This is a genomic window from Propionibacterium ruminifibrarum (genome assembly GCF_900289195.1).
Lineage (GTDB): Bacteria > Actinomycetota > Actinomycetes > Propionibacteriales > Propionibacteriaceae > Propionibacterium > Propionibacterium ruminifibrarum.
On the sequence record NZ_OMOH01000010.1, the window covers coordinates 12,680 to 39,464 of the forward strand.

The window sequence follows — 26,785 nt, forward strand, 5'->3', positions numbered from 1 at the left end:
TCCTCAGTTCACTGCACCGGCTTGAAGGCGTTCGTGATCCAGTAGTAGTCCGCGGTGGCAACGGTTGCGCCGCTCACGGTCTTCGCATTGGAGCACATGTTGCTGTTGTAGTAACCATGGACGAGGACCGCCGCGTCGTCGATGAGGATCTGCTGCAGGCGGACGAAGATCTTCTTGCGCTCCTCGGTGTCCAGTTCCGTCTCCAACTGCTCGTAGAGGGAGTCGTACTCGTCATTCCTGTAACCGCAGTAGTTGGCGTCGCTCTTGGAGTACCAGTTGGCGAGGTAGCTGTAGGGGTCGCCCTCCTGGGCGGTCATCCAGTTGCTGGAGTTCATGTCGTACTCGCCGGCCACGAGCCGGTCCCACTCGGTGTCGGCGTCGAGCTTGGTGACCGTCGCCTGGATGCCGATCTCGGCGAGCTGGGTGGACACGGCCTCGGCCATGACCGACAGGTTCCGCGAGTCGTAGGTGACGTAGTCCAGGTCGATCTTCGTGCCGTCCAGCTCACGGAAGCCGTCGCCGTCGGAATCGACGATGCCGGCGTCGTCGAGGATCTTCTTGGCCCTCTCCACGTCGTGGGGGGTGGCGTCGGTCAGCTGGTCGTAGCCGAAGTCGAGCGAGGAGGGCACGACCGAGCAGCCCTCGCTGTAGAGGCCGCCGGTCGTGGTCCCGGTGATCGTGGCGTCGTCGACCGCCATGCAGATGGCGGTGCGCAGGTCCTTGTTCGCCAGCGGGCGGCCCTCGGCGGCATTGAGGTAGGAGAAGCCCGTGCGCATGCTGATGGTCTGCGAGACCGAGTAGTCCGGATCGTCCTTGAGCTTCTCGAGGTCGGACATGGCCGTGATGTTCTCGGTGACGTCGACGTCGCCGGACTGCAGGGCCATGGACTTGGTCAGGCTCGAGGCGTCGTCGATGAAGATGACGTCCACACTCTCGTAGGGCACCTCGCCGTTCCAGTAGTGCTCGTTGCGGGTGAGTTTGACGTCCTGGCCGCTGTTGAACTCGCTCACCGCGTAGGGGCCGGTGCCGATCGGCTTCTCGGCGAGGTTCTCGCTGCCGGCGATGTCGAGGATCTCGAACAGCGGGTTGGCCAGGACGGCCGGCAGGTCGGCGTAAGGGGTCTGGGTCACGATCGTGACGGTGCGGGCCTCATCGTCGGGCGTGATCGAGGCCGGTTTCATGAAGTTCGACGGTGAGGACGACCCCTCGACGCCCTCCTTGTCGTACATGTGCTGGAGGGACTCGGCGACCTTGGTGGCGGTGACCTCGGTGCCGGTGGAGAACATCAGGCCCTCCCTGATGTGGAACTGCCAGTTCGTGTGCTCGTCGTCGACCGTGTAGGTGTCGGACAGTTGGGGCTGAGCGACCATGTGTTCGTCGAACTTGAACAACGACTCGCCCACCCCGTAACGCATGCAGGCCCAGGCCGCGTTCGGCTGGTTCGACGGGTCGAGGGACTCCTTGGAGAAGTTCGTGCAACCGAACTTCAGCTCCGTGCTGGAACCGCCCGAGCCCGAGCCCGAGGAACAGCCGGCCAGGCCGAGGCCGGCGACAGCGGCACCGGCGGCGGAGGCGGTCAGCAGACCGCGGCGGGTGACGATGATTCCCTGCATTGTTGTTACTCGCTTTCCTCGTGGTTGGAGTGCGTGGGATGGGAGGGGTTCAGGACAGCGGGGCCGGGACGAGCTCGACGACGTCCTCGTCCTGGCCGGCGTGGCGGGGGTCGAGGATGTCGCGCAGGGCGTCGCCCAGCAGATTGAAGACGATGACGGTGACGCTGATCGCCGCGCCGGGGAAGATCATGAGCCACGGCGAGTCGAGCAGGTAGGCGCGGCCCTCGTTGAGCATGAGGCCCCACTCGGCCTGCGGCGGCTGGGCGCCGAAGCCGAGGAAGGACAGGCCGGCAAGTTCGAGCATCATCGTGCCGATGTCGGTGGCTGCCGTGATGACCAGTGTCGGAAGGGCGCTCGGCAGCAGGTAGCGGCGCATGAGACGGCCGGGCCGGGTGCCGCTGAGTTCGGCGGCCGTCACGAAGTCCGAGTGCCGGATCTTGAGCACCAGGCTGCGCGCCAGGCGGGCGTACTTCGTCCAGCTGACGACGGCCAGGGCGATGATCGCGTTGCGAATGCTCGCCCCGAGCAGACCGGCCACGGCGATGGCCAGGACGATGCCGGGAAAGGAGATCATCATGTCACTGATGCGCATGATGACCGCGTCGACGAGCCCGCCGAAGTGTCCGGCGATGACACCCAGGAACGAGCCGACGACGGAGATCGTGAGGACGAGGATGATCGCCGAGGTGAGCGAGATGCGGGTGCCGTAGACGATCCGCGAGGCGATGTCGCGGCCGAGCTTGTCGGTACCGAACCAGTGCTCGGCGCTCGGCGGCTGGAAGGCGTCCGAAAGGTTCGCCGCATAGGGGTCCATCGGCGCGATCTGCTTGGCGAAGACCGCGACGAGGATGATCACGACGACCAGCGCCACGTAGACGCCGAAGATCCTGCGCCCGCCGATGGCGCGGCGGGTGTTCCTCCAGATGCTGCGCAGTGCGCTCATGAGCGGGCTCCTCGTCGTACGCGCGGGTCGAGCCGGGCGTAGGAGATGTCGACCAGCAGGTTGATGACCATGTAGATGAGTGCGATCCACAGCACGTAGGTCTGCACCAGCGGGTAGTCGTACGAGGTGACCGCCGAGACAGCCATGTTGCCCAGACCCGGGTAGGAGAAGACGACCTCGACGACGGCCGTGCCGCCCAGCAGCGAGCCGAGGGACAGGCCGAGCAGGGTGAGCAGGGGGAGCTGCGCGTTCGGCAGGACGTGCCGCCACAAGATGGTGCGCTCCGACATGCCGCGGGCCCGGGCACCGATGACGTAGTCCTGGTTGAGTTCCTCGAGGACGGCGGTGCGGACCTGGCGGGTGTACCTGCCGATCATGGCGAAGGCCAGCGTGACGGCCGGCATGATGAGCTGGTCGAGGCCCTTCCCCGTCGAGACCACCGGCAGCAGCCCGAGCTTGAGGGCGACGGCCCAGATGAGCAGCAGACCGAACCAGAAGTTCGGCATTGAGACGCCGAGGAAGCTGAAGCCGCGTGCGAGGTGGTCGATGACGCTGCCCTGGCGCACCGCGGCCGCCATGCCCAGGGGGACGGCGACGAGGAGCATGAGGACCAGGGACGCCAGCGCGAGCTTGATGGTCGGCCACAGGCGGGCCAGCATCAGGTCTGTGACGGGCTTGTTCAGGGAATAGGACGTGCCGAAGTTCCCGTGCAGGCAGTTGCCGAGCCAGGTGACGTACTGGGTGAGGAAGGGCTTGTCGAGGCCGAGCCGGGCGCGCATCTCCTCGACCATCTCGGGTGTCGGCGTGATGCCCTGGCTGGTGTACATGGCCTGCGCCGGGTCGCCCGGGGCGAGCCAGACGAGCACGAAGGTGATGAAGCTGATGCCCACCAGCACGACAAGAATCTGACCCAGCCTCCGGGCCAGCCATCGAGCGTCCACGAGCCGCAACCACCTCACGATCATGACGGATGTCGTTCGTCACAACCGGATTCTTGCGACTCTCCGCTCGGGCCCCGTGATCACCAAGTACCGCAGTGACGAGGAGGTTCCCAGGCAGGTCTTCTGACTCGCGTCCCGGGGCGGTTGCCCCGACGGACCCTCTGCCTTCCCGGTTGCCCAGTGGCCGGCTCACGCCGATGAGGGTCCGGGACGCTCACAGCGGCGGTCCCGTCCGCGATTCGCACGCGGTTCCCTGTTGCTCCGACCAGCCCGACGGGGTTGATCGGACACCTGGGGATGCTGCGCGCTCAGCACGCGCAGCGCCCTTGCTTCGCTGGGAGCATAGCAGTACCTAACTGATGCGACGCAATCTCATCTGGCAACTTACGCAGCAAAGGCTCGCCTTCTTGCGTTTCCGTCGGCCGGTGGGCCGGCACGGCAGCGCCGCGGCCCCGAGAGACCGCGGCGCAGACCGGTCGCGTCGGATGCTGGTTGTTCAGGCCTCGCGCCAGACTGCGTCGAACCGCTCAACGACGAGGCCAATTGCGTTGTCACGGGCGACCGCGACATCGGAGTGGGTGAGTGTGCGACCATCGCCGCGGAACCTCAGGTTGTAGGCGAGCGACTTGCGGCCCTCGCCGATCTGCGGACCGCGGAAGACGTCGAACAACGCGATCGACTCGAGCAGCTCGCCGGCCCCCTCGACCAGGGCGGCCTCGACATCGGATGCCGCGACCTTCTCACTGACGATGAGGGCGACGTCCTCCTTGGCGAGGGGGAAGCCGCTCAACGCCGCGATCTGCCCGCCGTCGGGGGCGCAGGACACGAGCCGGTCGAGGTTGATCTCGACGGCGCAAGTGCGGGCCGGCAGACCATAGGTCCTGATGACGTCCGGGTGCAGCTCGCCGGCGGCACCGATGACGACCGGCTCGCCGGCGGCGTCGCGTACCGCCAGCTCGGCGCAGCGGCCGGGATGCCATGGCGCGATCGCCGCGGCGCGACGCTCCAGGCGAAGACCGAGCGCGTGCGCCGCGGTCTGGGCGAAGTGCACGGCATGGGTCCAGTCGGCCTGGACGGCGGCCCGGTTCCAGGTGGCGGGCAGCCACTGGCCGGTGAGGACGGCGGCGATCATACGGGGCTGTGCGGGCAGGGACTCCTCGATCGCGGCGATCTCGGCGTCGCTGGGACGATGGGTGACCTCGGGCATCGGGGCGGTGGCGTCCGAGCCGGCCCAGAAGACCGAGCCGGCCTCGAAGAGGGCCAGGTCGTCGTGTCCGCGCGACGTGTTGCGCACGACGGCCGAGAACAGGCCGGGCAGCAGCCCGGTGCGCAGATTCGGGGCGGTGTCGGCCAGTGGGTTGGCGAGCCGCACCAGACGGCGCTGGTCGCTGTCGGCGGGCAGTCCGAGCCGGTCGGGCTCGTCGTCGGCGACGAACGGCAGCGTGATGACCTCGACGAAACCGGCCTGGGCCACCGCGGCGTTGACCGCACGGCGGGCGCGCTGGGCCGGGCTGAGGCCGCGGCCGGCGGCGGCGCGCGGCACCCTGGGTTCGATGATGTCCAGACCGAGCTTGCGGCCGATCTCCTCGACGTAGTCGTAGGGGTCGCGCAGATCCGTGCGCCACGTGGGCGGGGTCAGTTCCAGCATCTCGTTCTTCTTGCGCCTGACCGTGATGCCGGCCTTCTCGAAGACCTCGACGACGCGGTCCGGGTCGATGCGGGCGCCCAGGATGCGGGCGGGCAGGTTGACGTCGATCGTCTGGGTCGGCGTGGCCGGCACCTGCCCGGCCACGGTGGTGCCCTCGGCGATCGTGCCGCCGGCGAGTTCGGCGAACAGACGGGCCGCCATGCGGGCCGCGGCGCAGGCCACACCGGGGTCCACTGTGCGCTCGAAGCGCCTGGAGGCCTCCGAGGGCAGCTTGTGGAGGCGGTAGGTGCGTCCGATCGTGCCCGGCGAGAAGTGAGCCGCCTCGATGACCACATTCGTCGTCGTGTCGCTCAGCTCGGTGGTCTGTCCTCCCATGACGCCGGCCAGGCCGATGGGGCCCGAGTCGTCGGTGATGAGCAGGTCGTCGGTGGACAGGGCGCGCTCGACGTCGTCGAGGGTCGTGAGCCTCTCACCGTCATGGGCCTTGCGCACGACGATCGGGCCGAGCAGGGCGTCGGCGTCGTATCCGTGCAGCGGCTGACCGGACTCGAGCATCACGTAGTTGGTGATGTCGACCGGCAGGCTGATCGACCGCATGCCGCTGGCCTCCAGCCGGTGCCGCATCCACATCGGGGTGGGGGCGTGGGAGTCGATGCCGTTGACGCACAGGGTGACGAACAGCTGGCAGTCCTGCGAGTCGATGCGCACCGGGTAGGCGCCCTGGGCCTGCTCCGGAACACGGCGCGAGTACAGGTCGTTGTAGGGCACGTCGAAGGCCTGCGCGGCCTCACGGGCCAGGCCGCGCATCGACAGGGCGTAACCGAGGTCGGGGGTCACGTCGATGTCGAGGACGTCGTCGGGCAGCCCGAGCAGCGGCAGCGCATCCGAGCCGAGACCGGCCCTGGCGGCCTCGGCGGGCGGCAGCACGATGATGCCGGCGTGGTCCTCCCCCGTGCCGAGTTCATCGGCGGCGCAGATCATGCCGTCACTCATGTGACCGTAGGTCTTTCGGGCGCTGATCGTGAAGCCGCCCGCCAGCACGGCGCCGGGCAGGGAGACCACCACGTAGTCGCCCTTGGCGAAGTTCAGGGCGCCGCAGACGATGCCGCGCGCGCCGGTGATCTCGGGATTGGCGTCGGACTCGTTCAGCGGGCCCACGTCGACGCGGCACCAGCGGATGGTCTTGCCGTTCTTCTGGGGCTCCTCGACGAAGTCCAGGACCCGGCCGATGACGATCGGGCCGGCGAGGTCGACGCCGACGGTCTCGACGTGCTCGACCTGCAGGCCCAGGCGCGTGAAGACATCCGCCACCTGGGACGTGGTCACGCCGTGCGGGAACTCCACGAGGTCGCGGAGCCAGCTCATCGGCACCCTCATCGTGCACCTCCCAGCAGCGAACGGCTGAATCTGACGTCGCCCTCGACGAAGTCGCGAAGATCGGGGGCGTTGTTGCGGAACATGACGGTACGGTCGACGCCTATCCCGAAGGCGAAGCCGGAGTAGACGTTCGTATTGATGCCGGCGGCCGCCAGCACGCGCGGGTTGACGACGCCGCAGCCGACCCATTCGATCCAGCCCTCGCTGCGGCAGGTCCGGCAGGGGCGGTCGGGGTTGCCGACCGAGTCGCCGTGGCAGACGTAGCACTCCAGGTCGACCTCGGCGCTGGGTTCGGTGAATGGGAAGTAGTGGGGGCGCAGCCGAGTCCGGGTGTCGCCGAACATGGCCTTGGCGAGGTGGTCGAGGGTGCCCTTGAGATCGCCCATCGTGAGGCCCTTGTCGACGGCCAGGCCCTCCAACTGGTGGAAGACCGGCAGGTGGGTCGCGTCGTACTCGTCGGCGCGGAAGACCTTGCCCGGGCTGACGACGTAGACCGGCAACTCGCGTTCGAGCAGGGCCCGTACCTGGACCGGCGAGGTCTGGGTGCGCAGGATCTTGTGGGCGGACGGCGGGTCGACGAAGAGGGTGTCGCTCTGGAACCGTGCCGGGTGGTCGGGGGTGAAGTTCAGCGCGTCGAAGTTGAGCCACTCGGCCTCGAGCTCGGGTCCTTCGGCCACCTCCCAGCCCATGGCGACGAAGACATCGCACATGCGGTTGATGAGGGCGGTCAGCGGGTGCTCGGCACCCACCGGGTGCTCCGCCACCGGGAGGGTCACGTCGACGCGCTCGGCCTCGAGACGCGCGGCGAGTTCGGCGGCCTCGAGTTCGGCCGCGCGGGCGGCGAGGGCCTGGTTGACACGGCCTCGGGCCTGGCCGATGAGTTTCCCGGCGTCCCTGCGCTGGTCCTTCGGCATGGTGCCGATGCGGCGGTTGGCGAGCGCCAGCGGCGACTTGTCCGCGGCGTGCGCCAGGCGCACCGTTTTGAGTTCGGCCGAATCGGCTGCGGCGGCGATGGCCTCGAGGGCATCGCTCACCATCTGCTCGACCTGGCTCTGGTCCAGCGGCTCACTGGCGCTGTCTGGCCCTGACATGGACTTCCCCTCTTTCACTCTGCGGGGTCGGCCCGCGGCCGGCCTCACCCGACAAGTCTAGGGGCCGGTCGGCCCGTCCCCGCCCTCACGTCAGAGGGCGGGACTCGGCCGACGGGCCTGGCCCGGCCCTTCGCGGACGTCACGTCCCGTCGCCGCCCCGGCCTCGATGCGACTGCCGGCGCCCGAGCCAGAACAGTCCTCCCGCTGCGACGGCAGCGGCACTCATGAGAACGATCATGAGCACGTCGACGAGGGTGGTCACCGGGACGGCTCCCTCCGCTGGGCGCTGGCCGTGGCGTACAGGCAGATCGCCGCCGCGGTCGACACGTTGAGGCTCTCGGCCTGGCCCCACATCGGCACGGCCGCCACCTGGTCGGCGACGGCGAGCTGCTCATCGGGCAGCCCCCAGGCCTCGTTCCCCATCAGCCACGCGACCGGACGGGCCAGGTCGCCCCGGGCGTCGAGCTCGTCGAGGGCGGTCCCGCCGCCGTCGGCGGCCAGCACCGTCATGGCCTGGGCATGGGCCCATTCGATCGTCTCGCCGAGGTCCGCGTCGGTGATGACGGGCAGGTGGAAGAGGCTGCCGACCGAGGCGCGCACCGTCTTGGGGTTGGTGACGTCGACCGACCCGCGGGTGCAGATCACGGCGTCCGCGCCGAAGGCGTCGGCGCACCGCACGATGGTGCCGGCGTTACCGGGATCACGCACTTGGGCGCAGATGACGACGAGGCGGGGGCGCTGCACCTGCTCCAGGCGCGCCCGGGGCCAGCGGCAGACCGCCACGACGCCCTGCGGCGTGACCGTGTCGCACAGGGTGCGCAGATCCTCGGGGGCTGCGCGCACCACCTCGACGCCGCCGGCCATCTGGATGAGTTCACCGTGATGCTCCGGGTCGTCGACGACGAGCGTGACGACCACGCCGGGGCGCTTCAGCGCCTCACGCACGACCTGGGCGCCCTCGGCGAGGAACAGGCCCGTCTCGGCGCGGGTCTTCCGTCGCAGCAGACGACGAGCCGAACCCAGCGCCCTTCTCGAGATGAGGGGGACGTCCGGGTCCGACTCGACCTTCATGGTTTCGTCCGCAGCCGGATCAGGCTGCGCCGGCGGCGGGCTGGTTCTCCTTGGCGACCTTCACCAGGGCCGAGAACGCGTTCGGATCACTGACGGCGAGATCGGCCAGGATCTTGCGGTCGACCTCGACCCCGGCGTTCTTCAGACCGTTGATGAAACGGTTGTAGGTCATGCCCTCGGCCCGTGACGCGGCGTTGATGCGCTGGATCCACAGCGAACGGAAATCGCCCTTCCTGGCCTTGCGGTCACGGAACGAGTAGGTGCCAGAGTGAAGCACCTGCTCCTTGGCCTTGCGGTAGAGGCGGGACCGCTGGCCGCGGTATCCCGATGCCTGCTCAAGGATCTCGCGGCGCTTCTTCTTCGCATTCACTGCGCGCTTGACGCGTGCCATGGTTGTACTCCTTGGATTGAACGAACGGTGAGGGAGCCCGTCGGCTCAGATGCCGAGCATCCTGCGGGCCTTCTTGGCGTCGGCCTTGCCGAGCGGTGCGTCCACCGAGAGACGCCGGGTGCGCCTGGTGGGCTTGTGCTCGTTCAGGTGGGCCTTGCCGGCGCGGGCGTGCATGAGCTTGCCGCTACCGGTCACCTTGAAACGCTTCTTGGCACCGGAGTGCGTCTTCATCTTGGGCATCTGTCGCTCCATTCACTATCGTCCGACGTCCACCGACGTCAGCTGGTTTTCGAGGTCTCGGCGATCTGCGGGTCACAGATCGACATCGGGGTCCATGTTGTCGGCCGGGCCCCGCTTCTTCTTCTTGGGCTGCTTCCTGGCCTCGGCGCGCAGCCGGGCCTCCTCGGCCTTCTCGGCGGCCGCCTCGTCGGCGCGCCGGGCCTGTTTGCGGGCCTTCTCCGCCTCCTGCTCGGTACGGGCCTCGCTCTTCTTGCGCGTGGGGGTCAGCACCATGTGCATGTTGCGCCCCTCCTGCCTCGGGCTCTGCTCGACGACACCGTCCTCGACGACGTCATCGGCCAGGCGCTTGAGCAGGGTGAGACCGAGTTCTGGGCGCGACTGCTCGCGGCCCCTGAACATGATGGTGATCTTGACCTTGTCGCCGCCGCGGAGGAAGCGGACGACGTGGCCCTTCTTGGTCTCGTAGTCGTGCTCGTCGATCTTGGGACGGAGCTTCATCTCCTTGACGACGGTGTTGGACTGGTTGCGGCGGGACTCGCGGGCCTTCTGAGCGTTCTCGTACTTGAACTTGCCGTAGTCCATGAGTTTGCAGACGGGCGGGCGCGCATTCGCCGCGACCTCCACGAGGTCGAGGTCCTGTTCGCGGGCAAGCTGCATCGCCTGCTCGACGCGGACGATGCCGATCTGCTCGCCATTGGGTCCGACGAGGCGAACCTCGGGAACACGGATGCGCTCGTTGATGCGCAGTTCGTTGCTGATTATGTCCTCCAATGATGTGACCGTCGTGACCGGTGGACGAAGAAGGCCTTCACCCGCGGGTGAAGGCCTGGACGTGTCCGGACCGGACGCCGTCGGGGGAAGGGCCCCGGCCGGGCTGCTCGGGCAGCCGCGCGTCCTGCACTGGAACTGACCCGCCACGCACCGCGCGGCAAGGTGGGAGATCAGGCCTCCACTTGCGTACTGATGGTGTCCTCGGACACCGGTCAACTCCTCAAGTCTAGATGACACCGACCCGGGAACGAAATCGACCGGCCACCGCACGGGCTCGGGCCACGGGAACGTTCGTGTGACAGTCTTGAGTCATGAATGCCCAGACCCTTGCTCTCGTCGTCTCGGCCGCGCTGGTCGTCCTCGGCCTGTTGTACGCCGTCCTCGGATGGCGGAGCCGCCGCAGCGGCCGTGCCCTGCTGCGCGGTCTCGCCGTCTCGGTCTTCTTCGTCGGCGCCTGGCTGACCGGCGTGATGGAACTCCTGGCCGATGCCGCCCGCGGCCTCGTGGACTGGGCGCGCGGACAGGACCTGGACACCATGATGTGGGCCGGCATCATCTGCGCAGGCCTGGGTGTGCTCCTCTACGTCATCGCCTCGTTCATGAGCGGCGTCAGCCGCGCCGAGGGAAAACGACGCCGTGAGGCCGCCATGCAGAAGCGCCTGGGTGTCACCACGGGCGCTTCGGCCACGACCCCCGCCGTCCCGTCGGGCTCGACCCCGGGCAGTGAGCCGGCTCCGAGCGACCTGGACGAGGACGAGATCACCACGATCCTGGAGCGCCGCGGCATCACGTGAGGGCGGTCCCGTCCTCGATCGACCCGTCCGGGTTCGACCGCCCATTCAGAGCCGGCAGGCCCCGAGTTCGGTCACGAGGATCGCGCGGGCGCCGAGGTCCCACAGCTCGTCCATGAGCCGCTGAGCATCACCGCGGCGCACCATGGCACGCACCGCGACCCAATGGGGGCGCGCCAGTTCGGTGATGGTCGGGGCGGCGTAGCCGGGTGTCAGTTCGGTGGCCCTGTCGAGCACCCCGGTCGGGCAGTCATAATCCATGAGGACGTAGTCACGGGCCACGAGGACGCTCGACAGCCGACGGGTGAAGTGGTCGAGGGCCGTGGCGTCGATCTCACCGGAGTTGCGGCGGATGAGGATGCCCTCGCTCTTGAGGATCGGTTCGCCGAAGAGTTCCAGCCCCGCCTTGCGCAGCGTCGTGCCCGTCTCGACGACGTCGGCGATCGCGTCGGCGACGCCGAGCGCGATGCTCGACTCGACCGCACCATCCAGGTGGACGAGACGGGCCTCGATGCCGTGCTCGGCGAGGTAGCGGCTGAGCAGACCCGGGTAGCTGGTGGCGATGCGTTTGCCCTGCAGATCGGTCAGCCGGTAGCCGGCCTCCTTCGGGGCGGCGAAGCGGAAACGGCTGACACCGAAACCGAGCGAGAGGATCTCGCTGGCGGCGGCCCCGGAGTCGACGAGCATGTCACGGCCGGTGATGCCCAGGTCGAGGGTGCCCTCCCCCACGTAGACGGCGATGTCGCGCGGGCGCAGGTAGTAGAACTCGACGCCGTTCTCCTCATCGGCCAGGACGAGTTCCTTGGAGTCGCTGCGCTGCACGTACCCGGCCTCGTGGAGCATCTGCGCCGCAGCGGCTGCCAGGGCGCCCTTGTTGGGCACGGCGATGCGCATCAGTGTGTCTTCACTCACAACGGGATCCTTCATCGGTGGTCGCGGCCCCGCGGCCGCGGGGAGAGGTCTTCGAGCAGGCCTGTCACAGGTAACGGTAGACGTCGTCCAGGGCGAGTCCCTTGTCGATCATCATGACCTGCGCCCAGTACAGGAGCTGGCTGATCTCCTCGGCCAGCTGCTCACGTGACTGGTACTCGGCGGCCATCCAGACCTCGGACGCCTCCTCGACCACCTTCTTGCCGATGGCGTGGGTGCCCTCGTCCAGCTTGGCGACGGTACCGGAGCCCGCCGGGCGCTGGGCAGCCGTCCGTGTCAGTTCGGCGAACAGCTGATCAAAACTCTTGCTCACCGCGCCAGCCTAGCCCAGCCCCAGACGAGGCCCGGACGAGGCCGCTGTGCGGCGGCGACGGGATTTTGTCGGCCGACGCACCTACTATCGATATGCATTGACAGGAGGTGTTCATGGCACGAGAGTCGTCGCCCTCCCCTGAACGCGTGGGCCGAGGCGGGCAGAACGGTCTGTCCGCTCAGGATCCTCCGCGCGACAAGGACACGTCCCGGAAGAAATGGCGGAGCGAGGCGCCTTCCGGCCCCCCGCCGCTCGACTCGCCCAAGCCGTGGCACACCGAGGGTCTGCCCGGCGATGACGGTGAGCGGCCCAAGCGACCGCTGTGGGTCCGCATCGCGCCGTGGCTCGTGCTGCTCGCCATCATGCTGGCCGCCGTCAGCTGGTACAACGAGTCGCGCAAGCCGCCGCAGATCAGCTACAACGAGTTCGTCACCCAGGTCAAAGAGGGCAACGTCGAGATCGTCCACGCCACCGGTGACACGATCGACGGCAAGCTGAAGGAGTCCCGCACCGTTCCGGAGGACTCCGAGGCCAAGGCCGGCCAGCAGTACACGCAGTTCACCACCGAACGCCCGACCTGGGCCGAGGACAACCTGCTCGCCCTGCTCAACGCGTACGGAGTCACCGTCTCGGCGAGTTCCACGGTCGAGAGCATGAGCCCACTGGCGAGCATCCTCATGGCCTTCGGCCCATGGCTACTGCTCATCGGCATCTACCTGTGGTTCATGAATCGCATGTCCAAGGGCGGTGGCCTGGGCGGGCTCGGCGGCATGGGCCGTGACGTGAAGCCGGTCCGCAAGGACGTCGTCAGGGTGAACTTCTCCGACGTCGCAGGCATCGACGAGGTCCAGGAAGAGGTCAGCCAGATCGTCGACTTCCTGCGCAATCCCGAGAAGTACCGCCGGGTCGGTGCCCGGGCCCCCAAGGGCGTCCTGCTCGAGGGCGAGCCGGGCACGGGCAAGACGCTGCTGGCCCGCGCCACCGCCGGTGAGGCCGATGTGCCCTTCTACTCGGCCTCGGCCTCGGAGTTCATCGAGATGATCGTCGGCGTGGGCGCCCAGCGCGTGCGGCAGTTGTTCGACGAGGCGCGCAAGACGGCGCCCTCGATCATCTTCATCGACGAGATCGATGCGATCGGCCGGTCGCGCGCCTCCAACCGCGCGATGGGCGGTAACGACGAACGCGAGCAGACGCTGAACCAGATCCTCACCGAGATGGACGGCTTCGACGGCACCGAGGGCGTCATCGTCATGGGGGCGACCAACCGCGCCGACGTGCTCGATCCCGCGCTCACCCGTCCGGGCCGCTTCGACCGTGTCATCACGGTCAGCGCCCCCGACCAGAAGGGCCGCGAGTCGATCCTCAAGGTGCACACTCGCGAGATCCCGATGGCCCCCGACGTCGACCTGTCACGGATCGCCGCCTCGACACCCGGCATGACCGGCGCAGACCTGGCCAACCTCGCCAACGAGGCCGCCCTCCAGGCCGCTCGCCGCTCGGACCAGGCCGTCTACCAGCGCGACTTCACCAATGCGCTCGAGCAGATCCAGCTCGGCGTCGCCCGTTCGGTGGTCATCCCCGATGACGAGAAGCGCCGGACGGCCTACCACGAGGGCGGGCACGCCCTGCTCGGCATGCTCCAGAAGGGCGCGGACCCGGTGCGCAAGGTCTCGATCATCCCGCGCGGCCAGGCCCTCGGCGTCACGCTGTCGACGCCCGACACCGACAAGTACGGCTACGACGAGGAGTACCTGCGCGGCCGCATCGTCGGCGCGCTGGGCGGCATGGCGGCCGAGGACGCGGTCTTCGGCGTCACCACCACCGGAGCCGAGTCCGACCTCACCCAGGCCACCAACATCGCCCGGCAGATGGTCGGTCGCTGGGGTATGAGCGAGAAGGTCGGCCCGGTGACGGTGCTCCCGCAGGACGCCGACCCGCACCAGCTCGGCATCTCCGATGCGACACTCGCGACGGTCGACGAGGAGGTTCGTCGCATCATCGAGGAGTGCCACGAGCAGGCCGTCACGCTTCTGCGTGAGCACCGCTCGCAGCTCGACGCGATCGCCGGCCAGCTGCTCCTGAGGGAGACCCTTGACGAGGCCGAGGTCTACGCGGCCGCCGGTATCGAGCACCCGACCAAGGACGCACCGGCGGACAAGGCGGCCGCTCGTCCCAGCGACGATGAGCTGGCCACGCTGCCCCCGCCGCAGCCGTCGGACGGACCGTCCGGGTTCGGCGGCGATGACTCCGGCCGGGGTCCGCTACCGCCGATCGGTTGACGCACGCGCCCCGACCCATGAGTGGGCCCGGCCCTTCTGGGCCGGGCCCACTTCGGCAAGTGCCCCGGTGTCGCACCGGCCCGGCGGGCACCCACCGCGGTGGGTTCGCCAGGCGGTCGGCCTGTCAGCGGATCAGTTCCACGCCCAGCAGGGCATCGACGGCCGCCGCCACCTGACCGGGGGCCTCCTCGTCCTGCCCGTCACCGGCGAGCACCGCCGAGCTCCACTCATCGATGACCGCCAGGGCGGTCGGGGTGTCCAGGTCATTGCGCAGCGAACGGCGCAGGTCGGCGATGACCGGCACGGCGCTCGTGCCGCGATCGGCCCGGACCGCAGCGCGCCAGGCGTCCAGGCGGCGCTGGGCAGCGCCGAGCTGCTCGGCGGTCCATTCCCAGTCGCCACGGTAGTGATGGCTGAGCAGCGCCAACCGGATGGCCATCGGATCGGCGCCGCCGGCCGTCAGGCGGCTGACGAGCTCAAGATTGCCGAGCGACTTGCTCATCTTCTCGCCATCCATGCCGACCATTCCGACGTGGGCATAGGCCTCGGCGAATGGTTTCCCGGTGGCGGCGATGGCTTCGGCCGCGCACATCTCATGGTGCGGGAAGGCCAGGTCGCGACCGCCACCCTGGACGGCGAAGGCCGCGCCGAGCCGGTTCAGCGCGATGGCCGTGCACTCGATGTGCCAGCCGGGACGGCCGCGGCCCAGGGAGGAGTCCCACGCCGGTTCCCCGGGTCGCTCGAGCCGCCAGACGAGGCAGTCGAGGGCGTCCTTCTTGCCCGGCCGCTCGGGGTCGCCGCCGTGCTCGGCGAACTCGGTGAGCATGGCGGCGCGTCCGAGATGGCTCTCGGTGCCGAACCCGGGAGCCTCGGCGGTACGGAAGTACCAGTCGGGGTGCTCGGGGTCATCGACCTGGTAGATGAGCCCGGATTCGGCGAGCCTGTCCACCAGGGTGGTGACCTCCTCGATGATGGAGGTGGCGGGCACGTACCAGTCGGGGGGCAGGACTCGCAGCGCGGTCATGTCGGAGCGGAACAGGTCGATCTGGTCGACTGCCAGTTCACGCCAGTCGACGCCGGTCGCGGCGGCGCGTTCCAGCAGTGGGTCGTCCACATCGGTGACGTTCTGGGCGTACCGGACCGTGAGCCCGGCATCGCGCCACGCACGGTTCAGCACGTCGAACATGACATAGGTGAACGCGTGCCCGAGGTGGGTCGCGTCATACGGGGTGATGCCGCACACGTACAGGCCGGCGACACCATGCTCGGGACCGACCGGGGTCAGCGCCCTGTCATTCGTGGTGACCAGACTCACCCGCTCCGGCACCCGGTAACTGCTCGGAGTGTCAGGGATCGTGGGGACCTCAACGGTTGGCCATGCGTACATGCCCTCAAAATACCTGTGCCCACTAGGCTGTCGCCTGGAGGCACACATGACGGGCATCAGCCAGGCCCGTGGGGCAGGAGATTTCGGTGAAGACGCGCACGGTGGGGGCCTCGGGGCTGGTGGTCAGCAGGCTGGGGCTCGGCACCATGACCTGGGGCGCCGACACCGACCTGCACACGGCCGAGAGCCTCGTCGAACGCTTCGTCGAGGCCGGTGGCACCCTCATCGACACGGCACCGGCCTACGGCGGCGGAGCGGCCGAGAAGATGCTCGGCCGGATCGTCCGGACCCGCGTGCGACGGGACGACCTGGTCATCGCGACCAAGGCCGGTTTCGGTTTCCGTGACGGCCGCCAGCTGGTCGACACCTCGCGCAAGGCGATGCTCGATGACCTGGCCGGTTCCCTGCGTCGTCTCCGCACCGATCACGTCGACCTGTGGCAGGTGCACGCGTGGGGGCAGACCCCGTACGAGGAGACACTGACCGCGCTCGACACCGCCGTGAGTTCTGGCATGGCGCGCTATGTCGGTGTCTGCAACTACATCGGCTGGCAGGTGGGCACAGCGGCCGCATGGCAGAAGGCCGTGCCCGGGCGCGCCCCTCTCGTGAGCGGCCAGGTCGAGTACTCGCTCCTGGCCCGGCGGGCCGAGGTCGAGGTGGTCCCGGCGCTCGTCGCACACGACATGGGCCTCTTCGCATGGTCCCCCATCGGCCGGGGCGTGCTCACGGGCAAGTACCGCAGGAGCGTTCCGCGCGACTCCCGTGGGGCCAAGGACCACTTCAGCTGGTTCGTCGAGCCCTACCTCGAGTCACGCAGCCGCATCGTCGTCGACGCAGTGGCCCGGGCCGCGGATGGCCTGGGGCTCACCCCCGCCCAGACCGCGTTGCTGTGGGTGCGCGACGCCCCAGGCGTCACCGCGCCCCTGCTCGGTGCGCGCACCGTCGACCAGCTCGAGCCGTATCTCGACCTTGAATCCGTCACCCTGCCCGAACCGATCGTCTCCGCTCTCGATGACGTGACGGGCGGACCCAATCAGGCCCGGACCCGCCAGGGGGCGGGCGACTGAACCTACCCGTCCCGTCGGCGCCCGCCGAGCCGAGGAAGCAGGCCGCCCCGGCTGGTTCACACGAAAACGGTGAGGCGGGCGCGGATGATCTTTCGTCGCAGCCAGACCTCGCGTGAACCGTCCCGGTAGCGGCGCAGCCGCCACAGCTCCCAGCCGTTGTGCTGGGCCTGCTCGGTGAGGATGCGTCGCGTCTGGTTCCGGGTCACCCAACGGGCGAGCCTGATCTGCTGCACCTCGTACTCGACCCCGCCGCGCATCTGCCGGGTCAGCTTCACCGAGGTGATGTGGTCCGTACCGCCGTCCACGAAGACCCCCTGTCCGTTCTCGAACCACGATGCTCTGATCGTATTCAGCTGGTCAACGCCCGCCGATCATGGCCGGCGTGGAGCGCAAACCCACGGACCCCTGATTCGCGTTCAACCCCGAGACTCTGGTAACATTCATTTTCGTTGCGGTCAGCCGCGACGATGTCCGGGTGGCGGAATTGGTAGACGCGCTAGCTTGAGGTGCTAGTGGCCGCTTTTAGGCCATGGAGGTTCAAGTCCTCTCTCGGACACTCGCTGGGACCCCTAGTCAGACCCAATCGACTAGGGGTTTTACTGTTCTCGGTGTACTGCCGGACCATGTCGAATCGAGCCACATCGCGCCATGTTCGACGCATGGTCGGTGCACGCCGCAGCCCACAGCCCGGCCTCACGAGTCCACACCGATCCAGACCTGAGTCACCCACACCACACCGGAGCGACAGAACCGATCATGCGGGACACCCCGGAGCGTCGCGATCACGTCGCCGGCGGACGCCCCGGCTTGCGGGTGATCCGGTCCGTCATCGTGTCGATGCCATCCATCGGGAGGATCCGGTCGAGCCGTGCCTTCACTCGCTCACGCCACTACGCCGGGGCATCATGCTGCCCTCCCTCTCCACTCGGTCCTCCGCCGAGCAGCCCTGCCAGCCCAGGACACATGCTCGTCGCCGTCCCCGATCTGCGACTGCAGTGGCGCATGCTCTCTCCCGAGAACCGCCGCCGGCCGATCCGGCCGATGCGACCTTGGCACCAACGATGCGCCGCCGGCCGCGCTGCCAGGGACACCCGCAGCCAGGGCACACCAGCCGGCCGTCACGGACCTCACCGAACACCCGCCCCGTGACGCCTTCCCGCGCCAGACCCCGGCAAAGCTGTGAAGGTACTCACAGCATTCCCCTACTGGATCACCCTGTCCCCAAGGCTGCTCACAGAAAATTTATCACGAATAATTTCGGCCTAACCCCCTTGACGCCGAATATTTTTTTGATCCAATTGGGGAACAACCCTGATTCTCGAGAGATTTACCCTTATTGAACCCTAGGACTTGCAGGATCGACTGGTTTTCACTCAGAGGATCGTCTACACTGTTTTCTGTGGTTTTCGTTAGAAAGCCGCAACCTGAAGCTGTGAACGGTGCTTGGCATTGTGCCACCCACCCCCATATCCGCCGCGCATGGGTCTGAGAGGAACCGGCGCCCGGCAGATCGTCGCAGTGCTGGTCGGTGACACCCCCGCCGTCAGCACCACCCCTCGGCGAGAGGTCGGGATCCTCCAGAGGCCCACCCCCAGCGGCGGATTGGCCAGGCCCACCCCCATGCCGAGCACTGTTCACAGCTGGGCCTCCCCGCGCACCCCCAGGCGGGTTGAGGACGTCCGGCCCGGGTCGCGCACATGGTGCGGGCCCGGGCCGACTGGCTCCAGCGGCTAGGCTGGGACGGCGCCCGGCCAGCTCCATGGCACCCCGATCGCAAAGGAATCCATGAACCTTCTTCACGCAATCCTTCTCGGCATCGTCGAGGGCATCACCGAGTTCCTGCCCGTATCCAGCACCGGTCACCTTCGCATCGTGGAGAAGCTGCTCGGCTATGACATCCAAGGTGTCGGCATCACCGCCTTCACCGCCATCATCCAGGTCGGTGCGATCCTCGCGGCGATCATCTACTTCTGGAAGGACATCGTCCGCATCATCGCCGCGTGGTTCCGTGGTCTCACCCACAAGGAGAGTCGCGAGGATCCCGATTACACGCTCGGCTGGGGCATCATCATCGGCTCCATCCCCGTCGCCGTCGTCGGGCTGCTGTTCAAGGACTTCATCGAGGGGGCCCTGAGCTCGCTGTGGGTCATCGCGGCGGCTCTGCTGCTGTGGAGCATCGCCATGGCCGCGGCCGACCGGCGCAAGGACCTGACCCGCGAGATGAAGGACGTCGGCATCAAGGATGCTCTCGTCATCGGCCTGTTCCAGGCCCTCGCACCCCTGTTCCCCGGCATCTCCCGTTCGGGGGCGACGATCTCCGCGGGCCTCTTCCGCGGATACACCCGCGAGACGGCCACCCGCCTGTCGTTCTACATGGGCATCCCGGCTCTCGTGGCCGCCGGCATCTACGAAGCCATCACCGCGGCCTCCGACATCACGACGGCCAGCCCAGGCGGCACGGCCATCGGCTGGACGCCCACCATCGTGGCAACCCTGGTCTCGCTCGTCGTGGCCTACTTCTCGATCGCCTGGCTGCTGAAGTTCGTCTCGAGCAACAAGTTCACCGGTTTCATCGTCTACCGCGTCATCCTGGCCGCGGTGATCATCGTCCTGCTCATGCTGGGCGTGGTCACGGCCTGACGCCCAAAGACCCACGCATGATGAGGCCGGCCCCCATAGCGGGGCCGGCCCCATCACGGTTCTCGTAGGAGATTCAGTCGCCCTGGGCAAGCGCCTCGACGGCGGCCACGACGGCCTGTCGTGGAGCCATGTCGGCGGGGACACCGACCACGACGGACACCCCCAGCTTGTCGAGCGTGTTCACCATGGGCTGGCCCATGTGCCCGGCGGCAACGACGTCGACACCGTTGTCGCGCATGAAACGCACGATGCGGGCATGGTGCTGCCCGTGCCCGCCTTGATCGTGGAGGACGTCCCAGTTGGTCTCCTCGACACGCCAGTCAGTGAGCCTGCCGTTCTCGACGATGGCGACGGCCATGCGTGGGGCCCGGCCGAGCCCACAGGGCGCGTCGGCGGGGTCCATGGCGAGGGCGACGACGAGGCGATCGGTGGCATTGGTCATGGTCAGAACTTACCGTCATAGGCGGCCAGGTCCAGGACGCCGTTGCCGGAGACGCCGATGACGATGACCTCGCCGTCCCTCGCCTCGCTGACCGCATAGTCCAGGGCCCCGGCGATGGCGTGCGTGGACTCCGGGGCCGGGATGATGCCCTCGGTGCGGGCGAAGGTGATGCCCGCGTCGAAGGAGCGGTCCTGCTCGACAGCGGTCGGCTCGATGAGCCCGAGGTGTACGGCATGACTGACCATGGGGCTCATGCCGTGGTAGCGTAGGCCACCGGCGTGGATGGCCGGGGGCACGAAGTCGGTGCCGAGCGTGTACATCTTGAGCTTGGGGGTCATGCCGGCGACATCACCGAAGTCGTACCGGTACTCGCCCTTGGTCATCGACGGGCAGGCGGCCGGTTCGACGGCGACGAAACGCGTCGTCGAACCCTCCCGCAGGTTCTGGCCGAGGAGGGGGAAGATGATGCCCGCAGCGTTCGAGCCGCCGCCGGCACAGGCGAAGACGACGTCGGCCTGTTCCTCACCGGCTTGGCTGAGCTGGTCGAGCAGTTCGAGACCGATGACGCTCTGGTGGATCATGACGTGGTTGAGCACGCTCCCCAGCGCATAGTGGGTGCCCGGGTCGTTGGCGGCTACCTCGACGGCCTCGGAGATCGCCATCCCGAGCGAACCGGTGGTGTCGGGGAACTGCTCACGCATCCGGCGACCGGACTCGGTCAGTTCGGAGGGCGAGGAGTAGCACTGGGAGCCATAGACCCCCATCTGGATGTGCCGGTAGGGCTTCTGCTCGTACGAGGTGCGCACCTGCCAGGTCTGTGAGGTCATGCCGAACAGGGCGCAGGCGAAGGCCAGCGAGGCGCCCCACTGGCCCGCCCCGGTCTCGGTGGTCAGGCGCTCGATGCCCTCGATCTTGTTGAAGTAGGCCTGCGGCACGGAGCTGTTGGGCTTGTGAGAGCCGCAGGGGCTCACGCCCTCGTACTTGTAGTAGATCTTCGCCCTGGTGCCCAGGGCGCGCTCCAGACGGACGGCGCGGCGCAGCGGGCTGGGGCGCCACAGGGCGTAGACCTCGCGGACCGGCTGGGGGATCTCGAGGTAGCGCTCGGTGCTGAGCTCCTGGGCGATGAGGGACCTGGCGAACAGCGGCTCAAGATCTTCGGGCACGACGGGCTCATCGGTGGCCGGGTTGAGGGCCGGCGGCAGGGGCTCTGGGAAATCGGCGTTCATGTTGTACCAGTGCGTCGGCACCTGCGCGGGAACGTCGATGCCGAGGCTGGGCACAGCTGCGTGATCGAACTCAGCTGGTCCTCCGGTGTTCTGACTCACGTGGCGCTCCTCCTTGGTCACCCGTCGACGAGACCGCAGGGCACGGACTCCGTCGTCCTGGTGCGGCTCTGCGCACCTGACGGTTCATCCTAACCAGTGGGCCGTGCCCCGCCTCATCCGCGTCCACGCGGACGTGTGGTCCGGCGCCCGGGCCCTCAGCGCTTGGCCCCTCCACGCCCCCGGGGGGGGGACGTCCGTGCTCCAGAGCACGGGGCGGCTTCAGGGGCCTCACCGGGCAGACCGGGCGGGCCTGCTGAGCCTCCACCGGCCGGGCGCCTGCTGCTCGACCAGGCCGAGCAGTTCCAGTTCGACCAGTGCCCCGGCGCACGTGCGGCTCGTGCACCGTGCCCGTGCGGCCAGTTCGTCGACGGTGAGGCTCCCCCGCCCCGGCAGCGCCTCACGGACGGCCAGAAGTCCGGGGTCGAGGCCATCGAGCAGCCTGGCCGGCGTGCTGGGGAGCGGCTCCGGCTGCTCGCCGGGGTCGCAGAGCAGCGCTCTCACGTCATCGGCTCCTGCGACGAGTTCGGCCTCGTGATCGCGGATGAGCCGGTGCGGGGTCTCACTCATACCCGACGTGACCGGCCCGGGGACGGCCATGACAATTCGCCCGAGGGCTCCCGCCCAGCGCGCCGTGTTGACCGCCCCGGAGCGGGCTGCGGCTTCGACGACGACCACGCCGGCGGCCAGGGCCGCGATGAGCCTGTTGCGGGCGAGGAAGCCCGGGCGGGTGGGGCGCATCCCGGGCGGCAACTCGGAAATGACCGCCCACTGGTCGAGGATCTGCTCGAAGATCTTGGTGTTGCCCCTCGGGTACCACTCGTCGAGACCGCCGGCCATGACGGCCAGCGTCGGCGCGTTCGCGGTGAGCGCCCCCTTGTGGGCCGCGATGTCGATGCCGTAGGCGCCGCCGCTGACGATGGGGAACCGGCCGGCCAGCTGGAAGGCGAGGTCGGTGGCGGCGACCTGCCCGTACCGCGTGCACGCCCTCGCCCCGACGACCGCCAGGGCCTTGCCGTCGGCGGGCAGGACCTCGTCGAGCCTCCGGCGACCCCTGACCCACAGGGCCAGTGGTGCTCCGCACATGCCGCCGACGGGTTCCACGCGGTCCAGCCCTGCCAGGCCCGGGGGCCACTCGTCGTCACCGGGAATGACCAGCCGCGCGCCGATGTCCTGCGCGCGGGCGATGAGGGCGTCGAGGTCGAGGGAACGGGCCCGTCGGGTCCACACCGCACCGTCGCTCGCCGAGACGAGTGCCTCGACAACGGCCGGGGCGCCCTGTTCCGCGACGAGCCGGGACAGGTCGGGTTTGCCCGGCTCGCAGATGAACGTGAGCGCGGCCCTGGCGCGCCGTTCGGGAGTCCAGGAGGTCGTCGTGGTGCCGCCGGTCATGCCGCGGCCCCCGCCCAGAGTTCACCGCTGCGCAGACCCACGGCTGCCGCGACATCGTCTCGGGTGACCCTGTCGTGCCCTGCGAGATCGGCGATGGTCCATGCGATGCGCAGGATCTTGTCGATACCGCGGGCCGAGACGATGCCCCTGGCCAGCGCGCGGTCGAGGAGTTCGCCGTCGTCGACCGGAGGCAGTTCCCGACGCAGGTGGGAGCCGGGGACGTGGGCGTTCAGGGCCCAGGGCGTGCCGGCCAGCCGCTCGGTCTGGCGGTGACGCGCCTCGATGACCCTACCGAGGACGCACGCGGAGCTCTCGCCCTGCTGCCCGCTCATCGCCAGTGTCATGGGCAGGGTGTCCTCGCCCGTGACCTGGACGTGGAGGTCGATGCGGTCGAGCACCGGCCCGCTGATCCGCTGGGCGTACCGGCGCACCGCCATGGGCGTGCACCGGCACTCGGCCCCGGGCACGCCGTGGTTGCCACACGGGCAGGGGTTGGCTGCCAGGACCAGCTGGAATCGCGCCGGATAGGTGACCGACATCACCGAACGCGCGATGGTGATACGACCGGACTCCAGCGGCGTGCGCAGGGCGTCGAGCACCTGCGGGGAGAACTCCGGCGCCTCGTCGAGGAAGAGGACCCCCTGGTGGGCCAGCGAGATGGCTCCGGGGCGTGCGACGCGTGAGCCTCCGCCGACCATGGCCGCGACGGTCGCACCGTGGTGCGGGTCCGCGAACGGGGCACGCCGGATGAGGCCCCCGGGCAGTTCCTCGCCGGCGAGCGAGTGGATGGCCGAGACCTCGAGGGCCTGTTCGTCGTCGAGGACCGGCAGGATTCCGGGCAGACGCCGGGCGAGCATCGTCTTGCCGGTGCCCGGCGGCCCGTGGAGGAAGAGATGGTGCCCGCCCGCCGCCGAGACCTCAAGGGCCCACCGGGCGTGGCCCTGGCCGAGCACATCGACTAGATCCGGCTGGGCGGCGGGTTCGTCCGGGGTCCGTTGACGCGCATCGTGGAGCACGGGGCGCCCGTGGAGCGCCTCGACCAGATCGGCCAGGTCGCGAACGCCCCAGACGGTCATGCCGCTGACGAGTTCGGCCTCGCCGATCTGATCCGCCGGGACGATGGCACGCTCGATTCCCGCCGTGCGGGCGGCCAGGAGCGCCGGCAGGACGCCTCGCACGGCCCGGACCCGACCGTCCAGACCCAGTTCCCCGAGGAGCACCGACGATGACGCGACCGTGCGGGGAACCAGCTCGGAGCAGGCCAGTACGGCCGCGACGATCGCCACGTCGTAGTGGCTGCCGGATTTGGGCAGGCTGGCGGGGGTGAGGTTGATCGTCAGGAGCCTGTCGGGCCATGGCAGTCCGGCACCGGCCACGGCCGCCCGGCAGCGGTCCCGGGCCTCGTACAGGGCCGAGTCGGGGAGCCCGACGAGCACGGTACGGGGCAGTCCGGCCCCCAGCGCCGCCTCGACCTCGACGAGGGTGCCCTGGACGCCGATGAGGGCGATGGACCATGCCGATGCGGTGCTCATGACAGCCCCCGCACATGGGTGAACTCGGCCCGGCGGCCGGGCGCCTTGACGATGCCGAGGGCGTCGACCCGCACCTGCGTGCCGGCAGCCAGCCACGGCCGGTGCTCTCGCAGCCAGGCACCGCAGACGGCCCGAAGATGCCTGCGCTTGGTGTGCGTGATGGCCTCGAGCGGGGACCCGTAGCCGGTACCGGTGCGGTACTTCACCTCGACGAGGACGACGGCGTCATCACCGGGATCGTGGGCCACCAGATCGACCTCGCCGGCGCTGCACCGCCAGTTCCGGTCGATGATGCGCCACCCGAGCCGCTCGAGGTACTCGGCGGCGAGGTCCTCGCCACGGCGCCCCACCGACCTGGTGTCCAGCGATCCAGCGCTCATCGTCACCACCTCCGGCAGGAGTGTGATCCGTCCCCGCACCCCGTATCAGTTGTCCACAGGGAACCGCGACCGACCGGCGCGAGGATGCCACGGCCATGGGGCTGGTCCTGTCCATGACGTTGCTGAGCGGCTGCAGTTCATCCGACACGTCGTCGGGCGATGATTCGGCGAACGCCTCACCGACGCCCACGTCCACGCACATGGCGCTGCCCGAGGGCTGGTCATGGGTCGAGGGCACGGACATCCCCAGCGTCACCGCCGACCCGCAGCTTCCCACGAGCGTCACCGTCACCGACGTCTCGAAGGTGATCGTGGGTGGTGAGGACATCGCCGACATCATGGCGGCCATGGGCCTCGCGGACGATGTCTACGCCGCACCGACGAACAGCGTCGCCGAGGCGGCGACCAGCGCACCGGTCCAGTACGAGTACAGCCAGAAGACCGGCACGGAGGGCCTGCTGTCCGTCGACGGTTCGCTCTTCATCGGCAACCAGCTGCAGCGCCACTCCGGTGTCGCCGGGCAGTTCCGGGACGCCGGCGTCCCAGCGGTCGTCGTGGACAACAAGTTGTCGGTGCCGGACAAGATCCGGGCCGTCGGCAGCTACATCGGGGACGCCGAGGCCGGTGAGCAGCTCGCCGACGCCGTCCAGACCCAGCTCGACGAGGCGAATGCCTCGGCGGCCGACTCGTCCGCGCAGGGCCTTCGCGTGCTCGTCGTCACGGCCACCGGGGCCGGCGGGCAGAACTCCGTGGTCGGCAGCGGCACGGCGGCGGCGGACATCGTCTCCGCGGTGGGCGCGATCGACGTGGGTGTCGAGATGGGGCTGACCGGGTACTCGGTGGAGTACAGCGATGAGGGACTGCTCCAGGCGGCGCCGGACGTCATCGTCATGGGTGACGGTGACCTCGAGGCCTGGGGCGGCATCGAAGGATTCGAGGCGGCGTTCCCGACACTGGCCACCACGCCCGCGGGCCAGTCCAACCGCTACATCGTGATGCCCAGCGAGCAGATCAAGGTGAGCGGCGCGGGCACGGGAGCCGGGGCGCAGGCGCTCGCCGAGGCATTGGCCGCCATCGAGAAGTGAACGAGCCCGCGCCGCCCCGGGGCGGGGTCCACGAAGTGCATCGTCTCTCCCTCGCCCTGGGGCTGCCGGTCGGCATCGCGGTACTCGTCATCGCGGTCGTGGCGTCCATCGGCACGGGCCCGATCTCCTTGCCACCGGCAACGGTCCTCGGGGTTCTTCGCCACGAACTGCTGCACAGCGGACCGCCGCTGCCCCAACTGGAGACCTCCGTGGTGATGGACCTGAGGATGCCCCGGGTGCTGTTCGGGGTGCTCACCGGCGCGGCACTGGCCGTCTCCGGAGCCGCGCTGCAGAGTCTCTTCCGGAACCCTCTGACCGATCCCGGGATCATCGGCGTGAGCAGCGGCGCCTCGGCGGGCGCGGTCGGAGCCATCGTGGTGCTTCCACCGCTCTCGGTGGGGGTGACCGCATGGGTGGTCCCGATCTGTGCCTTCGCCGGGGGCATCGTGGCCACGACACTCATCTACGCCCTGGCCAGACCCGCCACGCATCCGGGTACTGCCCGGCTGCTGCTGGTGGGGATCGCGATGGGTTCTGCGTTCAGCGCTCTCACCGGGTTCTTCACGTTCGTCGCCGACGATGACGAACTGCACTCTGTCGTCTTCTGGCAGATGGGGTCGTTGGGCAGCATCGACATGCTGCGTCTGGGTGTTGCCGCGCCGATGGTCCTGCTCGGGCTCGTCGCGATGTTCTGCACCGCCCCATCGCTCGACCTCATGACTCTTGGTGAACGGCAGGCCCATCACCTCGGGGTCGATGTGAACCGGACCCGCATCGTCATCGTGACGACGACCGCCCTCCTCACCGGCACCTGCGTCGCCTTCGCGGGATCCATCGGTTTCATCGGCCTGGTCGTCCCACACATCGCACGTCTGCTGTGCGGGCCGGGCCACCGAGCCCTCATCCCCATGTCGGCCGTGCTCGGAGCCATCCTCATCGTCGTGGCCGACACGCTCTCACGAACGATCGCGCCCCCGTCCGAGATCCCCATCGGGCTGTTCACCGCGGCGATGGGCGCGCCCTTCTTCCTGCTGCTCATTCTTCGTTCTCCGGAGGTGCGCGTATGAGCCGAGGCGGAGTCCGGCGTGCGCGACGTCGGCCCGGGGGAACCGGCGCCGGCCCACTAGGGGCTGAGCCGT

General features: G+C 68.9%; 25 protein-coding genes, 1 tRNA gene and 1 riboswitch. Of the genes, 7 read left to right on the forward strand and 19 right to left on the reverse strand.

The features are described 5' to 3' along the window. Positions 1-8 precede the first annotated feature (8 nt). From PROPJV5_RS10390 to infC, 10 genes are all read right to left on the reverse strand, one after another. Positions 9-1,613: an ABC transporter substrate-binding protein gene (locus PROPJV5_RS10390; protein ID WP_119716291.1), complete on the reverse strand. Its 1,605-nt coding sequence runs from the start codon at positions 1,611-1,613 to the stop codon at positions 9-11. Positions 1,614-1,662: 49 nt separating this feature from the next. Beyond that, the gene (gene nikC, locus PROPJV5_RS10395) at positions 1,663-2,556 is read right to left on the reverse strand and encodes a nickel transporter permease (protein WP_119716292.1); all 894 of its coding nucleotides are present in this window, start codon (positions 2,554-2,556) and stop codon (positions 1,663-1,665) included. After that, the gene (gene nikB / locus PROPJV5_RS10400; protein WP_119716293.1) at positions 2,553-3,497 is read right to left on the reverse strand and encodes a nickel ABC transporter permease; all 945 of its coding nucleotides are present in this window, start codon (positions 3,495-3,497) and stop codon (positions 2,553-2,555) included. The genes nikC and nikB overlap by 4 nt, the downstream gene beginning before the upstream one ends. A gap of 96 nt (positions 3,498-3,593) precedes the next feature. Continuing rightward, a riboswitch (cobalamin riboswitch) is annotated at positions 3,594-3,808 on the reverse strand. 185 nt (positions 3,809-3,993) lie between these two features. Further along, positions 3,994-6,522, reverse strand: a complete 2,529-nt coding sequence (gene pheT, locus PROPJV5_RS10405) for a phenylalanine--tRNA ligase subunit beta (RefSeq protein WP_119716294.1) — start codon at positions 6,520-6,522, stop codon at positions 3,994-3,996. Then, entirely contained in the window at positions 6,519-7,613 is a 1,095-nt protein-coding gene (gene pheS, locus PROPJV5_RS10410) for a phenylalanine--tRNA ligase subunit alpha (protein ID WP_119716295.1), read from the reverse strand. Before pheS ends, pheT begins: the two co-directional genes overlap by 4 nt. 139 nt (positions 7,614-7,752) lie before the next feature. Further along, the gene (locus PROPJV5_RS13055) at positions 7,753-7,875 is read right to left on the reverse strand and encodes a hypothetical protein (RefSeq protein WP_275403714.1); all 123 of its coding nucleotides are present in this window, start codon (positions 7,873-7,875) and stop codon (positions 7,753-7,755) included. Next, positions 7,872-8,684, reverse strand: a complete 813-nt coding sequence (locus PROPJV5_RS10415; protein ID WP_119716296.1) for a TrmH family RNA methyltransferase — start codon at positions 8,682-8,684, stop codon at positions 7,872-7,874. Before PROPJV5_RS10415 ends, PROPJV5_RS13055 begins: the two co-directional genes overlap by 4 nt. 19 nt (positions 8,685-8,703) lie before the next feature. Then, entirely contained in the window at positions 8,704-9,075 is a 372-nt protein-coding gene (gene rplT, locus PROPJV5_RS10420) for a 50S ribosomal protein L20 (RefSeq protein ID WP_119716297.1), read from the reverse strand. A 45-nt stretch (positions 9,076-9,120) separates the two neighbouring features. Beyond that, positions 9,121-9,315, reverse strand: coding sequence for a 50S ribosomal protein L35 (gene rpmI / locus PROPJV5_RS10425; protein ID WP_119716298.1), 195 nt, complete (start codon positions 9,313-9,315; stop codon positions 9,121-9,123). A 72-nt stretch (positions 9,316-9,387) separates the two neighbouring features. After that, positions 9,388-10,086 (reverse strand): translation initiation factor IF-3, encoded by a 699-nt coding sequence (gene infC / locus PROPJV5_RS10430; protein ID WP_119716299.1) that lies wholly within the window; start codon positions 10,084-10,086, stop codon positions 9,388-9,390. 311 nt (positions 10,087-10,397) lie between these two features. Between infC and PROPJV5_RS10435 the strand changes: the two genes are divergently transcribed. Beyond that, positions 10,398-10,880, forward strand: a complete 483-nt coding sequence (locus PROPJV5_RS10435; RefSeq protein WP_119716300.1) for a hypothetical protein — start codon at positions 10,398-10,400, stop codon at positions 10,878-10,880. A gap of 45 nt (positions 10,881-10,925) precedes the next feature. Here the strand turns inward: PROPJV5_RS10435 and hisG are convergent, their stop codons facing one another. Next, complete coding sequence (hisG, locus tag PROPJV5_RS10440; protein ID WP_119716301.1) at positions 10,926-11,804, reverse strand: ATP phosphoribosyltransferase; 879 nt, start codon at positions 11,802-11,804, stop codon at positions 10,926-10,928. 49 nt (positions 11,805-11,853) lie between these two features. Further along, positions 11,854-12,120 (reverse strand): phosphoribosyl-ATP diphosphatase, encoded by a 267-nt coding sequence (locus tag PROPJV5_RS10445; RefSeq protein WP_119716302.1) that lies wholly within the window; start codon positions 12,118-12,120, stop codon positions 11,854-11,856. Positions 12,121-12,233: 113 nt separating this feature from the next. On the opposite strand from PROPJV5_RS10445, the gene ftsH reads away from it, so the two are divergent. After that, positions 12,234-14,399: an ATP-dependent zinc metalloprotease FtsH gene (gene ftsH / locus PROPJV5_RS10450; RefSeq protein ID WP_119716303.1), complete on the forward strand. Its 2,166-nt coding sequence runs from the start codon at positions 12,234-12,236 to the stop codon at positions 14,397-14,399. A 124-nt stretch (positions 14,400-14,523) separates the two neighbouring features. Here the strand turns inward: ftsH and mshC are convergent, their stop codons facing one another. Continuing rightward, positions 14,524-15,786 carry a cysteine--1-D-myo-inosityl 2-amino-2-deoxy-alpha-D-glucopyranoside ligase gene (mshC, locus tag PROPJV5_RS10455; RefSeq protein WP_119716304.1) on the reverse strand — a complete coding sequence of 421 codons (1,263 nt, stop codon included), beginning with the start codon at positions 15,784-15,786 and terminating at the stop codon, positions 14,524-14,526. 80 nt (positions 15,787-15,866) lie between these two features. Here mshC and PROPJV5_RS10460 point away from each other — a divergent pair, with 80 nt between their 5' ends. Continuing rightward, the gene (locus tag PROPJV5_RS10460) at positions 15,867-16,853 is read left to right on the forward strand and encodes an aldo/keto reductase (RefSeq protein WP_119716346.1); all 987 of its coding nucleotides are present in this window, start codon (positions 15,867-15,869) and stop codon (positions 16,851-16,853) included. Positions 16,854-16,909: 56 nt separating this feature from the next. Here the strand turns inward: PROPJV5_RS10460 and PROPJV5_RS10465 are convergent, their stop codons facing one another. Next, positions 16,910-17,158: a DUF5703 family protein gene (locus tag PROPJV5_RS10465; protein ID WP_275403715.1), complete on the reverse strand. Its 249-nt coding sequence runs from the start codon at positions 17,156-17,158 to the stop codon at positions 16,910-16,912. Positions 17,159-17,322: 164 nt separating this feature from the next. Between PROPJV5_RS10465 and PROPJV5_RS10470 the strand changes: the two genes are divergently transcribed. After that, positions 17,323-17,409, forward strand: a tRNA-Leu gene (locus tag PROPJV5_RS10470). A gap of 1,229 nt (positions 17,410-18,638) precedes the next feature. Continuing rightward, on the forward strand, positions 18,639-19,493 hold the full coding sequence (locus tag PROPJV5_RS10475) for an undecaprenyl-diphosphate phosphatase (RefSeq protein WP_119716305.1): 855 nt from the start codon (positions 18,639-18,641) through the stop codon (positions 19,491-19,493). A 73-nt stretch (positions 19,494-19,566) separates the two neighbouring features. Here the strand turns inward: PROPJV5_RS10475 and PROPJV5_RS10480 are convergent, their stop codons facing one another. The 5 genes from PROPJV5_RS10480 to PROPJV5_RS10500 all read right to left on the reverse strand — a co-directional run bounded on the left by PROPJV5_RS10480 (position 19,567) and on the right by PROPJV5_RS10500 (position 24,561). Then, the gene (locus PROPJV5_RS10480; RefSeq protein ID WP_182858689.1) at positions 19,567-19,935 is read right to left on the reverse strand and encodes a NifB/NifX family molybdenum-iron cluster-binding protein; all 369 of its coding nucleotides are present in this window, start codon (positions 19,933-19,935) and stop codon (positions 19,567-19,569) included. Positions 19,936-19,937: 2 nt separating this feature from the next. After that, entirely contained in the window at positions 19,938-21,260 is a 1,323-nt protein-coding gene (locus PROPJV5_RS10485; protein ID WP_119716349.1) for a TrpB-like pyridoxal phosphate-dependent enzyme, read from the reverse strand. Positions 21,261-21,488: 228 nt separating this feature from the next. Continuing rightward, complete coding sequence (dprA, locus tag PROPJV5_RS10490) at positions 21,489-22,649, reverse strand: DNA-processing protein DprA (RefSeq protein ID WP_119716306.1); 1,161 nt, start codon at positions 22,647-22,649, stop codon at positions 21,489-21,491. Next, complete coding sequence (locus PROPJV5_RS10495; protein WP_119716307.1) at positions 22,646-24,181, reverse strand: YifB family Mg chelatase-like AAA ATPase; 1,536 nt, start codon at positions 24,179-24,181, stop codon at positions 22,646-22,648. The genes dprA and PROPJV5_RS10495 overlap by 4 nt, the downstream gene beginning before the upstream one ends. Further along, positions 24,178-24,561, reverse strand: a complete 384-nt coding sequence (locus tag PROPJV5_RS10500; RefSeq protein ID WP_119716350.1) for a YraN family protein — start codon at positions 24,559-24,561, stop codon at positions 24,178-24,180. Before PROPJV5_RS10500 ends, PROPJV5_RS10495 begins: the two co-directional genes overlap by 4 nt. Before the next feature lie 95 nt (positions 24,562-24,656). Between PROPJV5_RS10500 and PROPJV5_RS10505 the strand changes: the two genes are divergently transcribed. Both PROPJV5_RS10505 and PROPJV5_RS10510 read left to right on the forward strand, forming a co-directional pair. Continuing rightward, entirely contained in the window at positions 24,657-25,646 is a 990-nt protein-coding gene (locus tag PROPJV5_RS10505; protein ID WP_239018471.1) for an ABC transporter substrate-binding protein, read from the forward strand. 35 nt (positions 25,647-25,681) lie between these two features. Further along, positions 25,682-26,713 (forward strand): FecCD family ABC transporter permease, encoded by a 1,032-nt coding sequence (locus PROPJV5_RS10510; RefSeq protein WP_239018472.1) that lies wholly within the window; start codon positions 25,682-25,684, stop codon positions 26,711-26,713. Positions 26,714-26,785 lie beyond the last annotated feature (72 nt).

What these genes read in the sequence shown, in the direction of transcription:
- PROPJV5_RS10390 (WP_119716291.1), bottom strand. Translation starts at nt 1,613, where the DNA reads ATGCAGGGAATCATCGTCACCCGCCGCGGTCTGCTGACCGCCTCCGCC.
- nikC (WP_119716292.1), bottom strand. Translation starts at nt 2,556, where the DNA reads ATGAGCGCACTGCGCAGCATCTGGAGGAACACCCGCCGCGCCATCGGC.
- pheT (WP_119716294.1), bottom strand. Translation starts at nt 6,522, where the DNA reads ATGAGGGTGCCGATGAGCTGGCTCCGCGACCTCGTGGAGTTCCCGCAC.
- pheS (WP_119716295.1), bottom strand. Translation starts at nt 7,613, where the DNA reads ATGTCAGGGCCAGACAGCGCCAGTGAGCCGCTGGACCAGAGCCAGGTC.
- PROPJV5_RS10415 (WP_119716296.1), bottom strand. Translation starts at nt 8,684, where the DNA reads ATGAAGGTCGAGTCGGACCCGGACGTCCCCCTCATCTCGAGAAGGGCG.
- rplT (WP_119716297.1), bottom strand. Translation starts at nt 9,075, where the DNA reads ATGGCACGCGTCAAGCGCGCAGTGAATGCGAAGAAGAAGCGCCGCGAG.
- rpmI (WP_119716298.1), bottom strand. Translation starts at nt 9,315, where the DNA reads ATGCCCAAGATGAAGACGCACTCCGGTGCCAAGAAGCGTTTCAAGGTG.
- PROPJV5_RS10435 (WP_119716300.1), top strand. Translation starts at nt 10,398, where the DNA reads ATGAATGCCCAGACCCTTGCTCTCGTCGTCTCGGCCGCGCTGGTCGTC.
- hisG (WP_119716301.1), bottom strand. Translation starts at nt 11,804, where the DNA reads ATGAAGGATCCCGTTGTGAGTGAAGACACACTGATGCGCATCGCCGTG.
- ftsH (WP_119716303.1), top strand. Translation starts at nt 12,234, where the DNA reads ATGGCACGAGAGTCGTCGCCCTCCCCTGAACGCGTGGGCCGAGGCGGG.
- mshC (WP_119716304.1), bottom strand. Translation starts at nt 15,786, where the DNA reads ATGTACGCATGGCCAACCGTTGAGGTCCCCACGATCCCTGACACTCCG.
- PROPJV5_RS10475 (WP_119716305.1), top strand. Translation starts at nt 18,639, where the DNA reads ATGAACCTTCTTCACGCAATCCTTCTCGGCATCGTCGAGGGCATCACC.
- PROPJV5_RS10480 (WP_182858689.1), bottom strand. Translation starts at nt 19,935, where the DNA reads ATGACCAATGCCACCGATCGCCTCGTCGTCGCCCTCGCCATGGACCCC.
- dprA (WP_119716306.1), bottom strand. Translation starts at nt 22,649, where the DNA reads ATGACCGGCGGCACCACGACGACCTCCTGGACTCCCGAACGGCGCGCC.
- PROPJV5_RS10495 (WP_119716307.1), bottom strand. Translation starts at nt 24,181, where the DNA reads ATGAGCACCGCATCGGCATGGTCCATCGCCCTCATCGGCGTCCAGGGC.
- PROPJV5_RS10500 (WP_119716350.1), bottom strand. Translation starts at nt 24,561, where the DNA reads ATGAGCGCTGGATCGCTGGACACCAGGTCGGTGGGGCGCCGTGGCGAG.
- PROPJV5_RS10505 (WP_239018471.1), top strand. Translation starts at nt 24,657, where the DNA reads ATGGGGCTGGTCCTGTCCATGACGTTGCTGAGCGGCTGCAGTTCATCC.